Origin of the sequence: Lachnoanaerobaculum sp. Marseille-Q4761 (genome assembly GCF_017565785.1) — a bacterium.
Classification (GTDB): domain Bacteria; phylum Bacillota; class Clostridia; order Lachnospirales; family Lachnospiraceae; genus Lachnoanaerobaculum.
Genome location: NZ_JAGEKB010000001.1, coordinates 241,241 through 253,722, shown reverse-complemented (window position 1 = coordinate 253,722; position 12,482 = coordinate 241,241). Strand labels below are relative to the sequence as shown.

The window sequence follows — 12,482 nt, the reverse complement described above, 5'->3', positions numbered from 1 at the left end:
ATGAAATACGAGTGGAGAAAGCAGGAGAAGGATTTATATGCTCCAAAGCAAAAGCCTGTAATTGTAGATGTTCCAAAGCAAAAATTTATTATTATAAATGGAGAAGGAAATCCTAATGAATCGGATTTCTCAGATAGAATATCGGCATTATATTCACTTGCTTATGCCATCAAAATGCTTTTTAAAAATATGTCAAAGACAAAAGCAGATAATGAAATCACTGATTTTACAGTATATCCATTGGAGGGAATTTGGAAAAAGGCTGATGGAGAGGGCTTTGATAAAGATAAGCTGAAATACAGATTGATGATTAAACAGCCGGATTTTATTACAAAGGATGTATTTACTGAGGCTTTTAATAATGTAAAAAAGAAAAAGCCGAATATTTTATATGATGAGATAAGCTTTGAGGAGATAGAAGACGGCAAATCTATTCAGATTTTACATATAGGAAGTTATGATAATGAGCCTGAGTCATTTGAAATGATGGACAAACTTGCAAATGAATCAAATCTGACAAGAACTGCCGACTATCATAGAGAGATATATTTAACAAGTAAAGCCGTTACAGAAAAACAAAAGACTATACTTAGGTATATGGTAGGAATAAATAACATCGGGTGAAGCAAGTATTTCAGAGGGATTTGACAGTATTGAAAGTTTAAAGAATATTCCAAAGAATTTTTCTGGACTGATTTGGACTAATAGAATTGATATTGTAAATCCGGATACTCTAAAAGAACCGGATTGACTTTTACATCAATATTTTTTATGAGGTGGATAATGGAGAAGAGATGTATAGAATGTTATTCGGTGGATAATAGAATCACACCTTTATTAAAGCCTTTAGAGTGCTTAGAAAATCATACACAGTATATCTGTGGAAATTGTGGGAGATGTATTTGTATTGAACATGATCCGGTAAGAGGACTTCAAAGATGGAAATTTCCTTTTAAGTTGGCGGAAATTGCAAAGCTGTATTTAAGAACTGCCGATTTTACAAATAAAAAGCCATGTGGAATATATGAGATAAAAAGTAAAACGGGTAGGATTTCATATAAAATATTTGAGGATATTAAAGCATTGGAGATTTATCTTAAGAAAAATAAAGATAAAGTTTGCGAAAAAATGCAACCGGTCTTTAGTGACGGAGAGTATGTTGAATATAAAGATACTCAAGTAAGAAAGCTTTCACCGGATGAAATAAAGAAGTATATGTCTGAAAGAAAATAAAGCTGTTTGACAGATAATATATGGGATAAATATTTCATAGTAAAGTTTTAAAGTGACAGAAATGTCACTTTTTGTTATATTTATAGATTTTTTAAAATCTAACTTTCCTGTATTATTGGCTTATGAAAAGAGAAAATTATTTTTTTAAGTCACTAAGAAAGGAAGATAAACAATATGAAATTTGGACTTAACAGAAAACAGTTAAAAGATATAGCATTGGTATTTATGGTACTTGATAATGCATACTTTAGATTTTCTGCTGTAATTGGCAGTGTAGCACATCTGATTACAAGATTTGTAGCACCTTTATTTGCATGGTTGATGGTGGACGGTTTTTTTCATACAGCTTCCAAAAAGAGATACTGTATGAGGCTTTGGATATTTGCGGTACTTATGCAGATTGGAAATAGTTTATCATTTGTTATATGGAAGGAAGGCGGGATTAATGATAATATATTTTTGACCTTGGCATTGGGTTTTACAAGTATATGGCTTTTTGATATGGCAAAAGATGATGCCGGAAAGAAAAAGATACTGTTTAATATTTTGGCGATTTTTATAACTTTTATTTCTCTTGCTATAAGTATTATACCACTTCCAATCGGAAGCGGAATAATTCTTGAAGGCGGACTTCAGCTTATCCCTCTTATTTTGATAGCTTATTTTTTTCATAACAGCAAGTTAAAACAGAGCGTTTTTATAGGATTATACAGCATATTAATGTTTTTCTTTTATGGGGGTTTTGAATTGTGTTCACAGGGAATTGATATGTTCTGTGTAAATTCCGATTGGATGACTTTTATGGTGATTCCTTTTATATTTCTTTATAATAATGAAGAAGGAAAAAAGGGGAGTAAATGGTTTTTTTATATATTTTATCCGGTACATCTTTGGATAATAGCAATACTTGGAAATATACTTTGATGGTTACAGTTCAGATACCATTTTTATGCATTACCTGAACTGTAACCTTTGATGTAAAAATCCTGCTGTATTATCGGCTTAAATATGGAGTTTTTAATTTCACTGTGCTATTATAATTTCTGTTATATTTTAGGCATTTGTACAATATTTTAGCAGAATATATGAGGAGGGAATGTGGATTTTAATTATATTAAGCCGAAAATTTTCACAGCATTAAAGAATTATAATAGTGAGCAGTTTGTGAAGGATTTGATTTCGGGAATCATAGTTGCAATTATTGCTATGCCTTTATCCATAGCACTTGCTATTGCATCCGGAGTAAATCCTGAGCAGGGGCTTTATACCGCAGTAGTTGCAGGATTTTTTATCTCATTTCTCGGTGGAAGCAGGGTTCAAATCGGAGGTCCGACGGCGGCATTTGTTGTAATAATCTATGGAATAGTGGCGCAGTTCGGAATGGCAGGACTTACAGTTGCAACAATTATGGCAGGTATTATGCTCATTATTATGGGAGTTTTGCGACTTGGTGATTTTATAAGATTTATACCCAAAACAATAACGATCGGTTTTACATTCGGTATTGCGGTAAGTATAGTAGCAGGACAAATAAAAGATTTTTTTGGATTAGAGATGGGAGCGGTTCCGGCTGAGTTTATAGAAAAAATGATTGCATTGGTTGAAAACTTTCATACATTATCTTTAGAAACATGTATGATTGGTATGCTTGCTCTGCTGATTCAGATATTTTGGCCGAGGATATCTAAAAAAATACCGGGCTCATTGGTGGCAATTATTGTTACTACAGCTATTGTGAAGTTTGGAAATCTTCAGGTCAATACTATAGGAGATCTGTATTCAATAAAAGCGGGACTTCCTGAATTTGCACTACCGCAAATATCTTTGGATTTACTTGGTCAGATGATATCACCCGCATTTACTATAGCTATATTGGCAGCTATAGAATCACTTTTATCCTGTGTGGTTTCAGACAGTATGATTGGCGGTCATCATAGCCCGAATGCAGAGCTTATCGGTCAGGGAATAGGAAATATAATGTCCGCATTATTTGGCGGTATTCCTGCAACAGGTGCTATTGCAAGAACCGCCGCCAATGTAAAAAACGGTGGACGCACACCGGTGGCAGGTATGATTCATGCCGTTACCTTGGTTTTGATATTGGTTTTTCTTATGCCATATGCATCACTTATTCCCATGAGCTGCTTGGCAGCTATTCTTATTGTGGTAGGCTACAATATGAGCGGTTGGAGAAGTGTTGTTAATATAATAAAGACCGCACCTAAAAGTGATATAGCAGTTCTTTTGATAACATTGTTTTTAACAGTATTATTTGACCTTGTAATGGCAATAAAATTCGGTATGATACTTGCGGCATTTTTATTTTTAAAGCGTATGTCGGATATCTCAAATATGCGTCAGTGGGTAGATAAATCAATTGATGATAAAAACAGTGAAACTCTAAAACCGGTTCCTGATAATGCTTTGGTATATGAGATATTCGGTGCTCTTTTGCTGATGTGTGATAAAGAAGTAGTAGAAGTGTAAAAAATTTTGCCGTTCCTATCCGGCGTTTGCGCATTGCGCCGGATAGGTCGGGCGGTCATTCGGGCAGGTCTACCTTGCCAACGAAAGAGTAATAAATATCAATGTCCTGTCTGCGTGTGCCGTTCTCGTCATAGCTGCACTCATGCACAACGATTTTCTCCACAAACTCACGCAAAAGGGTAGGGGTAAGTTCTTCAAAGCTGGTGTACTTGCGGACAACATTCATAAACTTTTCTGCGTTTACCGTGGCTTCCTGCGCTTTGGAAAGCTCTGCCCGGATAGCGGCGGCTCTCTCTTTCAGTTCTTTCTGCTCGGCTTCATAGTCTGCCGACAGCTCCGTGAAACGCTCGTCTGAAATGCGCCCGGTCACGCTGTCCTCATACAGCCGCTTGAAGATAGCGGATAACTCGCTGATACGCTTCTCGGCGGCTTCCAGCTCCTTTTTCCTTGCGGCGTTCCTGCGCTTGCCCCCGTCCTCGTTCTGCTCGATCAGCAGCTTCATAAACCGGGCTTCGTGCTTCGCTGCATAGCTGGTGACTTTCCGCAGATTGTCGGTCACTCCGGCGGTCAACAGGTCGGTGCGGATAAAGTGCGCCGTACAGTCACGGGTACGCTTCTTGTAGCTCCCGCAGATATAACAATCCTGCTTGCGGGTGGCGTTCTGGTAACGCTGCTGGTAAAGGACGCTGCCGCAGTCGGCACAAAAGAGTATGCCGGAGAATAAGCCCACTTCATCATAGCGGTTCGGGCGTTTGCGCTGCTTGCGTAACTCCTGCACACGCTCCCACATCTGGGTGTCAATGATAGGCTCATGGTGGTTCTCGAAAATCGCCTGTTTCTCAATGGGGTTCTCTACGCTGTGCTTGGTCTTGTAGGACGGCTTCTCCGTCTTGAAGTTTACCAGACAGCCCGTGTACTCCCTGTTTTCAAGGATATGTACCACGGTATTGGTCGCCCACTTGCACTCATAGCCGGGGTGGTAGCGGCGGGTGCTTCCCGTCCGACGGTATTCCAGCGTTCCCGGCGTGGGGATCTCCTGCTCTGTGAGCATACGGGCTATCTTGGTCGGCCCGTTCCCGGCAAGGCACAAGCTGTAAATCTGCCGCACAACAGGGGCGGCTTCCCCGTCAATGATAAAATTTTCGTCCTCGTCCATAAAGTAGCCGTATACGGGTTTGCTCGTGACGGGCTTCCCGCTCATACCCTTAGACCGTTTTACTGCTTTGATTTTCTTGCTCGTATCTCTCACCAGCCATTCGTTAAAAATGTTCCGCAGAGGGGCAAAATCATTGTCGCCCTGTGCGCTGTCCACTCCGTCATTGATAGCGATAAAGCGGACGCCTTTCTGTGGGAAAATCATTTCCGTATACATTCCCACTTGCAGATAGTTTCGCCCTAACCGTGACATATCCTTGACGATAACGGTGCCGACTTTTCCGGCTTCAATGTCCGCAAGCATGGCTTGAAAACCGGGTCTTTGGAAGTTCGCCCCAGAATAACCGTCATCTGTGTACCATTGCAGATTGGAAAAGCCGTTCTGCTTCGCATAGGTTTCAAGAATACGCTTCTGGTTTGAAATAGAATTGCTCTCACCTTGCAGCTCGTCCTCGTGGGATAATCTCGGATAAAGGGCGGTAATAAGGTTTCGGGTGGTCTGTCTTAACATAGTGTCCTCCATTTCCGACAGCCAGCCCCACTATTCCGTATGACTATCATACCACACGCCGGGGCTGGCTGTACAGTCCTTTCTGCTTCTTTACGTCCCGTCAAATTGCCGATTTTTGTGTAGCAGCTTCCGCTTCCAGCACTTTCAGCATTTTATCGGCGGCGGTGGCGGTGGTGTCCTGCTTGAAATAGCCGGAAACGACAAGGACAGAATTACCTATGCGGATTTCCGTCACGCAATCCGGGCGGCGGGTGCTGCGGTCATTCTTTGGGGTGTTGGTCATAGGCGGCTCTCCTTTCTGTTCATCAGCTTTTTCAGTTGTCCCATTTTCTCCTGCGCCGTGGCTTTTCGGAAGTTGCTCCCGGTAAAGCGGACAGGAGAACACATTTCAATCAGACGGTCATAAATGCGGGCGTGGGCGGTGTCCTCCGGGTGCTGCAAGTCCTCCAGCGTGAGATTAGTCGTGACGATCAGCGGCCTGCCGCTGCGGTAACGGCTGTCAATCACGTTGTAGACCTGCTCTAAGCCGTATTCCGTTCCCCGTTCCATTCCAAAATCGTCAAGGATAAGCAGCGGGAAGCTGCAAAGTCGGGAGATATATTCATTCCTGCCCTCAAAGCTGGCGGCAAGGTCACCCAATATCAATGCAAAGTTTGTCATGCACACGGGGATTTCACGCTCCATAAGGGCATTTGCGATACAGCCCGCAAAATAGCTCTTGCCTGTGCCAACGCCGCCCCATAGCAGATAGCCAATGTTGCGCTCTTTCATGGTTTCCCAGTTCTCCACATAGAAATGGGCGTGTTCCATTTGCGGGCACTTGCCGTTGTCGTTCTCAAACGTCCAGCCCTGCATAGCCGGGTCTGTAAAGCCCCGCCGCTTCAACCGCTCGACAGTTTCAAGGTGACTGCGCTGTTTCTCTGCGGCTTCCCGTTCCTCACGCTCTGCCCGCTGGCAGTCACATTCTGCCGGGTGGCGGTCACGCCCCAGCCATGCGGCGGTTTCTTTGGGGAAATAGCCCTCTTTGGGCTTGTGGCACTTCCCGCAGTATAAAAGCCCGTCCTCGCCGGTGTAGTCCTCCGGCTCCGGCGTGGTGTCGGTCATATTCAAAATCATTTCATCAAATCCATTCGTCATAAGCTCTCGCCCTCCTTACAGGTATAATCGGGTATGCCCTTTTTCGGGGCTTTCTTGGCTGCGTCCTCCTGCGCCCACTTGAAAATCGTGGCTGCATGGCTCTTGTATTTCCTCCCGCTGGAAGCGATATGGCAGGATAGGCGGTCAATGTAATACTCCCACTTGCCGGGAAGCTCTGTTTTCAGCCCGTCAAGCTCCGTATCGGAAAGAATGACATTGTGGTATCTGCCATAGGCGGCGGGGGCGGGGTGTCCCGTTTCTAACTCTCTCTCTTTTTCTATTTCTATATCTATCTCTTTCTCTATCTCTATCTCTGGTGGACAAATGTCCGCTCGATATGGTGGACATTTGTCCGCCCCTGTCTGCGGCAGGGCTTTTTGTTCCTGCAAAGCCAGCCGCGCCCTGCGCTTGCGCTCCCCCTCGGTAGAGGACTGGCCGATTAAAAGCTCAATGTTGCTCATGTAGAGTGCGCCGCTTGGCAAAGGCTCCACAAGCCCCAGCTTCATAAAGATTTTCAAAGCTCTCTCTACGGTACCTACCTGCTGGCGGGTAATGGTCGCAATCATCTGGGCGGTGTAGGGGATATTCTCGTCAAGCTGCAATTTCCCGCCGTTTTTCAGCGATTTCAAGTACAGCTTCAAGAGAATGTTGGAATAGATAACGCCGTCCTGCATACTTTCCAGCAGAACGATTGCATCATCGTCAAAATAGCTCTCTTTCAGCTTGAGGTAGTAATATTTGCGGTTATCTGCCATAGGCTGCGTCCTCCTTTTTCCAGCGTTTGGAATAATAGCGAGGGCATAGTATGATAACCGCCCGGAAGCTCTGTTTGCAGTCACGGGTGCAGCCCCGGCATAGGTCGTTGTAAGTGATACGGTTGCGGTGGTTGAGGAAGAAAGACCATTCCAGCCGCCGCTTCTTGCTCATTCTCGGCAATGGTAAGCTCCTTTCTGCCGTTCCTATCGGTGTAGCGGGATAGGGGGCATTTTCTGTATGTTCTCGGTATCATTTTCGGGCTTTTTCTGCCCTGTAAGCCCCGTTTGGAAGTCGGGGAGTATTGCGGTAAGGGTTCATATCATACCTGTATTTTTGTAGGGTTTCGGTATCATTTCGGGGCGGTCTTTAACGCTCCTGTTCACGCTTTTTCTGCTGGCTCGGTGCGCCCCTTAAAATCTGGTCGATATTGCGTCTGACTGTCTGAAGCTCCTGCGCCCGCTGGCGTTTCTCCCGGTAGTCGTTATATCCGGCGTTCTTCTGGACGGTAAGCTGCTCAATCTCCCTTTGCAGGGCTTTGCTGGCTGGCAGCTTGGTTATTCCATGCTCCCGGAAATAACGGGCGGCTGTGTCCGCTATGATAAAATCGCTTTCGTGCTGTTCCCGGTAGGCTCTCCGGGCTTTCTCCGATTTCTGCGCTTTCAGACCGTCACGGGCGGGCTTCGTGCCGATATAGCCCAAAAGGTTGCGCTGCAATTCCTTTTTCTCCCGGATAGCGGCTTCCAGCCCTTTCAGTCCGGCAAGGCTCTCCTGCGTGGCGGTGTTGGCTGCGGAAATGGCAGCGTCCAGCTCGTCCGGGGAAGAAAAGCCATACTGCTGGTAGAGCATGAGGGTAGCCGACATCTGTTTGAGGTTGTGCATGGTCGCCCACTTCTCATAGCCCCGTCCTTTCCCCTCGGCTCGCTTGGCGGCTATGTCTACCATGCGCTGTACAGCGTCATTGTTCGGGGCGTTTTTCGCTTCTTTTTTCGTCCGTAAGCGGTCTTTGATACTGCCGGGGTATTCCGCTATGGCTGCGGGTTTTTCGGCGGCTCTGGCGGCGTTCTGCTCCAAAACGGAGAGGACAGCAGCCCGGTCAAAATCGTCCCCCAGCTTCCGGGCGGTAATTGGCTTCGTCCTGTCCGGCGTGAGGTAACTTAGCCGCCCCCGGCTCTCCTTGACGGTCACACCATGCCGGAGAAGCAGGGCGGCAAACTCATCAAAGCCGGAAGCAGCGGCAAGGGCTTCCCGGATAGTCCGGCGCAGCTTCGCCTTATCCGTTTCAAACTTGGTCTGCCGGGGCGCGATACCGTCCGCAGCAATAGGGGCGTTGGCTCTGTCAAGGGCAGCCTGTCCTTTCTTCTGCGCCCAATACTCACGCTCGGTAATGCGTTCTTTGCTGCCGTTCAAAAGGTCTATCTGGTAAAGCCCCTCGCTGTGGCACATCTCCATGACTTCGGCTTTCAGATAGTTCATAGCTGCGTCCGTACAGCGGTGCTTGCAGCCTGCTTTCCTGTCCGCTGGCCTGTCCATGTGGGGCAGCATGGGAACCTCCGCAATCCGCAGACTGTTAATGACGATATGCACATGGATATTTTCGGTGTGGCTGTGTCCGTCCGGGTGGGTGCAGACAAGGGCCTGGTGTCCGGGGAAATGCTCGGCGCAGAACTTCTCGCCCAGCTCCTGCGCCCGATCAACGGTCAAGCCGTTGTCCGGGCCGTCCCGTGGGTCAAAGCTGATGATGTAGTGGTGGCTCTTTACGTCCTCCCGTTTCTGGTTCTTGCCGTAGCGGAGATTGGAGCGCATACAGGCAACGGCAAAATCCTCCCCGCCACAATTCAGAGAGGATATGCGGTAGTCTACCCTCGGTATGAGCCGCCCGTCTGCGTCAAGGGTGGGCTTCATGGTAAACTCGTCATGCTCGAATGTGAGGTATTTTTCAGCGTCCCCGTAGTTGGCATTTTTAGAGCTGATATGTTTGAGTATCGCCAACGGCTTCACCTACTTTCTGCAAGACTTCAAACTTCAAGGCGGCAAGGTCGGCGGCGGCTCCCCGCACTTCCTTTTCCAGCCCCCGGTAGGGGCTTCCGTATTCGTTCAGGCTCCGGGCAATCTGGTTTAAGTTGCCGCCGATTTTCCCGTACTCTGCCGTGAGCTTGGAGAGGGCGGCAAGCAGCCCGTCATTGACCGGGGAAACGGTGACAATGGGGCGTATGGTCGCTTTCCGTATGGCTTGCCGGATAAACTCGGACTGGCTGATTTCATAAGCCGCCAGCCGCCCGGTGAAGTCGGCGTATTCTTCATCGGTCATGCGGGTCTTTACCACATGACGGCGGTGGGGCGTATTGTATTTCTTTCGCATGGTCTGTGACCTCCTTTCTCGCCCGACAGGGCGCATAGCAGGGTTTGGGGAAGGCACTCCCCAACAAGATTCCCGCAGGGGCAAAAATAAGCGGAGAGCGAATTTTGGCACCTCGGTAGAATCTTGCTCTGAAAAACTCCGGCGTTCCCCGGCTCCCGTCCTTTCCGCTAACAAAACGTTTCAAAAGGGCTTTGCTACCCGCTATTCCGGCTTATCTTGAAAATTTTCCTTTCACTACCTACAACACCACGCAAAGCAAAATGGACGGAGATTTTTAGAATTTCCCCTCTATTCCCTACAACACCACGCAAGCCGGAATAGGCGGACAATGGCAGTATTTTTTTCTTTGATACCCTCTACGGATAAGTAAGGGATTTTGCCAACTGCGGCGGCTATTTTCCCTTTTGTTTTTTCATACTGGGGATTTTCAAAAATGCCAAACAGGAACGAAAAAAAGCAGCAAATCTGTTGAATAGATTTACTGCTTTCTGGTTGCCGGCGAAGCGGCGGTTATTCAGTTGTAGGCGGTAGGGCTATCTCCCAAAGCGGAACTTGAAAATAGCTGTGAGAAGCGTCTGGGTGATGTAGTCCTCTGTATCTTGGTCTACCCGTCCATTCACACGGGCGGCACATTGTATGCGGCGGCGGTAATACTGCAATACAGTTCCCACCGCTTCCGGCTCCCCGCTGGCGGCTTGGACGATTGTTTCATAGGGGAGAAGCCTATTATTTCTCATATGCCATTCCCTCCATTTCCGCTTGGAGCTGCCGTAGGGCTTTTCGGATATGGTAGCCCGCTGTGCTGCGGCTGCGCCCGTACTGTCTGCCAATTTCGTGCTGTGGAATACGCTTGAAAAAGGACAGGTAAATCATTTCCCGCTCCCGTTCGTCCAGCCGTGACAGGGCTTCCGCAAGTAAACCGCTGCTGAAAATGACCGTATCGCCGCAAAGGGTAAGTATGTATTCCTCGTCCGGCTCCGGGGCTTGGAAATATTCATCTGTCGTGCCTAAAGGGTAGTGCTTTTCGTCTGTGAGGTATTCAAGGGATATTTCTCTTTTGTGCTTCCTGCTCCGTGTCCTCGCTGCGTTGATCGTTGCATTTCGGATAACGACTTTGCAAAAGGCATGGAAAGTGTACTCGATATGTTCCCGATATTCTTCTGTACAGGTCATGGAAAATCCCCCTTTCCTCCCAAAAGGGCTGTGGCTGGTTAGTAGTTGCTTTTTATGATAGTAAGGGGCGGCAGCACTTTAGGCTGTCGCTCCTTGACTGCCTAACTGCAAAACCGGGCGGGGCTGTCAACGGCGGGCGAAGCCCGTTCATCTTGACCGTTGACTGGCTCGGCCGGGTTTGCTATTTATCCGGCAAACTTGAATTTATTTTAAGCTATCACGTTTTACCTTTTTAAGCCTTACTATCATTACCATAGGAATTTCTTTATTGTTTTTGAAACATTCTTCATAAAATCCATCAATGACAAATCCAGCTCTGAAACAAAGGTTAAAAATATCTTGTATGGAACGATGATAATAAATCTGCTCCTCCGGCTGCCCTTCGATCGCTATATCATAGTAACTGTGCGGTGTCATATATTTTTCAGTCAATGTGATAAAACAAGGGTGCTGCGTTGCAAAGACAAAAATCCCGTTTTCCTCCAATAGTTCATAAACAGCCATAAAAAGCGGTTCAATATCCGTAATATCCATAATTGCCATATTAGAAACTGCTTTCGTAAAGGCTCGATTTCTTTTTAATCCTAATAAGCTTTCTCTATTGGTCGCATCCGCTACGCAAAACTCAATTTGTTTTGCATATTGTGATCGCCGTCTTTTAGCCAATTCTATCATTTTTTTGCTGTAATCAAAAGCGACGACCGAAGCGCCTCTCTGTGCAAGATACGAAGAATAATTTCCATTGCCGCACGCAATATCCAAAATGTAATCCGAAGGATCAGGAGAGAGAAGTTCCGTTACTTTGGGACGTACTACCTCTCTGTGAAATTCATTGGATTCGTCACCCATTGCATCATCCCAAAATTGTGCGTTTTTCTCCCAGATCTTTTTGCTTTCCTCTGTTCCCATGTTCTCTCCCACTCCCAAAATTTGCCTTTTTGCTTCCATTAAATCTTCCTTACTATATTCCATTGTTACCCTCCATAACTTCTGATTGTTGCCGTCTTGACTATTATGTATCTTTTCTTTCCAAAATGGTATAGGCTTTTATTTTTATAATGCTGCAAAACTTTTCTTCTGTAAGGTATTCAAAGGATATTTCCCTTTGCCGCCGCTATTGGAAAGCCAAAAGCAGCGGCTTTTTTACGCGATATGACCGAAAAGACTAGAAAGCAGGATATGTCATCATTTGTCATTTCTTCTCAATGTAATAACTGCATGGCATATCAAGCCAAATACAAGAGAAAAACAGCCACCGCCAAATAGTGATGCTCCCCACCCTGCACCCGACATTGTCATAAAACCGCCAACAAAGAAAATACCAATGCCAAGAAATATCCCGACACCATAAAAAAGTCCAATTGCCATATCATACTTATTAAATTGTCGTTTCTCTTTTTTTCACATGTTTCCATTTTTGTTATTACCTCCTTCGCAAAATCGTCCATGTGGACTCCAAAAAGAAAACAAATTTTTTTCAACGTATTTAAATCGGGTTCATTAACATCTCTCTCCCAATTCGATAGCGCCTGCCGGGTAACATTCAATTTCCCAGCCAGTTCTTCCTGTGTCATTCCCGATTGTGTTCGCAGATGACGTATTTGCTTTCCTGTTGTAATATCCGTCTGTTTCTGGTTCAAAATGGTTCCTCCTCTCTGATGCTGATTTTAT

At 45.9% G+C, this 12,482-nt stretch carries 13 protein-coding genes and 2 pseudogenes; 4 read left to right on the top strand and 11 right to left on the bottom strand.

Annotation, left to right across the window (positions count from 1 at the left end; translation table 11 throughout):
* From J4O15_RS01215 to J4O15_RS01200, 4 genes and pseudogenes are all read left to right on the top strand, one after another.
* Nucleotides 1-624: a GyrI-like domain-containing protein gene (locus J4O15_RS01215; RefSeq protein WP_208099386.1), complete on the top strand. Its 624-nt coding sequence runs from the start codon at nt 1-3 to the stop codon at nt 622-624.
* 159 nt (nt 625-783) lie between these two features.
* Nucleotides 784-1,233 (top strand): hypothetical protein, encoded by a 450-nt coding sequence (locus tag J4O15_RS01210; RefSeq protein WP_208099385.1) that lies wholly within the window; start codon nt 784-786, stop codon nt 1,231-1,233.
* Between the two features lie 174 nt (nt 1,234-1,407).
* A complete protein-coding gene (locus J4O15_RS01205) occupies nt 1,408-2,157 on the top strand; it encodes a TraX family protein (RefSeq protein ID WP_009219782.1) in 750 nt (249 codons plus the stop codon).
* A gap of 174 nt (nt 2,158-2,331) precedes the next feature.
* Nucleotides 2,332-3,717, top strand: a pseudogene (locus J4O15_RS01200) (SulP family inorganic anion transporter); the annotation flags it as partial.
* Nucleotides 3,718-3,775: 58 nt separating this feature from the next.
* On the opposite strand, the gene J4O15_RS01195 reads toward J4O15_RS01200, so the two are convergent.
* The 11 genes and pseudogenes from J4O15_RS01195 to J4O15_RS16395 all read right to left on the bottom strand — a co-directional run bounded on the left by J4O15_RS01195 (nt 3,776) and on the right by J4O15_RS16395 (nt 12,451).
* The gene (locus tag J4O15_RS01195; protein ID WP_002605633.1) at nt 3,776-5,386 is read right to left on the bottom strand and encodes a recombinase family protein; all 1,611 of its coding nucleotides are present in this window, start codon (nt 5,384-5,386) and stop codon (nt 3,776-3,778) included.
* A gap of 100 nt (nt 5,387-5,486) precedes the next feature.
* On the bottom strand, nt 5,487-5,669 hold the full coding sequence (locus J4O15_RS01190; RefSeq protein WP_002605634.1) for a transposon-encoded TnpW family protein: 183 nt from the start codon (nt 5,667-5,669) through the stop codon (nt 5,487-5,489).
* Complete coding sequence (locus J4O15_RS01185; RefSeq protein ID WP_002605635.1) at nt 5,666-6,523, bottom strand: ATP-binding protein; 858 nt, start codon at nt 6,521-6,523, stop codon at nt 5,666-5,668. The genes J4O15_RS01190 and J4O15_RS01185 overlap by 4 nt, the downstream gene beginning before the upstream one ends.
* A complete protein-coding gene (locus tag J4O15_RS01180) occupies nt 6,520-7,278 on the bottom strand; it encodes a phage replisome organizer N-terminal domain-containing protein (RefSeq protein WP_002605636.1) in 759 nt (252 codons plus the stop codon). Before J4O15_RS01180 ends, J4O15_RS01185 begins: the two co-directional genes overlap by 4 nt.
* Nucleotides 7,268-7,459: a hypothetical protein gene (locus J4O15_RS01175; RefSeq protein WP_006058351.1), complete on the bottom strand. Its 192-nt coding sequence runs from the start codon at nt 7,457-7,459 to the stop codon at nt 7,268-7,270. The genes J4O15_RS01180 and J4O15_RS01175 overlap by 11 nt, the downstream gene beginning before the upstream one ends.
* Nucleotides 7,460-7,645: 186 nt before the next feature.
* The gene (locus J4O15_RS01170) at nt 7,646-9,268 is read right to left on the bottom strand and encodes a relaxase/mobilization nuclease domain-containing protein (protein WP_002602093.1); all 1,623 of its coding nucleotides are present in this window, start codon (nt 9,266-9,268) and stop codon (nt 7,646-7,648) included.
* Complete coding sequence (locus J4O15_RS01165; RefSeq protein WP_002602094.1) at nt 9,240-9,638, bottom strand: plasmid mobilization protein; 399 nt, start codon at nt 9,636-9,638, stop codon at nt 9,240-9,242. Before J4O15_RS01165 ends, J4O15_RS01170 begins: the two co-directional genes overlap by 29 nt.
* A 533-nt stretch (nt 9,639-10,171) precedes the next feature.
* Complete coding sequence (locus J4O15_RS01160; protein WP_002602095.1) at nt 10,172-10,375, bottom strand: helix-turn-helix domain-containing protein; 204 nt, start codon at nt 10,373-10,375, stop codon at nt 10,172-10,174.
* A complete protein-coding gene (locus J4O15_RS01155; protein WP_002602096.1) occupies nt 10,365-10,811 on the bottom strand; it encodes an RNA polymerase sigma factor in 447 nt (148 codons plus the stop codon). The genes J4O15_RS01160 and J4O15_RS01155 overlap by 11 nt, the downstream gene beginning before the upstream one ends.
* Nucleotides 10,812-11,015: 204 nt before the next feature.
* The gene (locus J4O15_RS01150) at nt 11,016-11,783 is read right to left on the bottom strand and encodes a class I SAM-dependent methyltransferase (protein ID WP_002602097.1); all 768 of its coding nucleotides are present in this window, start codon (nt 11,781-11,783) and stop codon (nt 11,016-11,018) included.
* A 213-nt stretch (nt 11,784-11,996) separates the two neighbouring features.
* A pseudogene (locus J4O15_RS16395) lies at nt 11,997-12,451 on the bottom strand (helix-turn-helix domain-containing protein).
* Nucleotides 12,452-12,482: the final 31 nt, after the last annotated feature.

Bases quoted from the DNA above. Each gene is read 5' to 3' on its own strand.
- J4O15_RS01190 (WP_002605634.1), bottom strand. From the start codon at position 5,669: ATGACCAACACCCCAAAGAATGACCGCAGCACCCGCCGCCCGGATTGC.
- J4O15_RS01160 (WP_002602095.1), bottom strand. From the start codon at position 10,375: ATGAGAAATAATAGGCTTCTCCCCTATGAAACAATCGTCCAAGCCGCC.
- J4O15_RS01155 (WP_002602096.1), bottom strand. From the start codon at position 10,811: ATGACCTGTACAGAAGAATATCGGGAACATATCGAGTACACTTTCCAT.
- J4O15_RS01185 (WP_002605635.1), bottom strand. From the start codon at position 6,523: ATGACGAATGGATTTGATGAAATGATTTTGAATATGACCGACACCACG.
- J4O15_RS01150 (WP_002602097.1), bottom strand. From the start codon at position 11,783: ATGGAATATAGTAAGGAAGATTTAATGGAAGCAAAAAGGCAAATTTTG.
- J4O15_RS01205 (WP_009219782.1), top strand. From the start codon at position 1,408: ATGAAATTTGGACTTAACAGAAAACAGTTAAAAGATATAGCATTGGTA.
- J4O15_RS01165 (WP_002602094.1), bottom strand. From the start codon at position 9,638: ATGCGAAAGAAATACAATACGCCCCACCGCCGTCATGTGGTAAAGACC.
- J4O15_RS01210 (WP_208099385.1), top strand. From the start codon at position 784: ATGGAGAAGAGATGTATAGAATGTTATTCGGTGGATAATAGAATCACA.
- J4O15_RS01195 (WP_002605633.1), bottom strand. From the start codon at position 5,386: ATGTTAAGACAGACCACCCGAAACCTTATTACCGCCCTTTATCCGAGA.
- J4O15_RS01180 (WP_002605636.1), bottom strand. From the start codon at position 7,278: ATGGCAGATAACCGCAAATATTACTACCTCAAGCTGAAAGAGAGCTAT.
- J4O15_RS01215 (WP_208099386.1), top strand. From the start codon at position 1: ATGAAATACGAGTGGAGAAAGCAGGAGAAGGATTTATATGCTCCAAAG.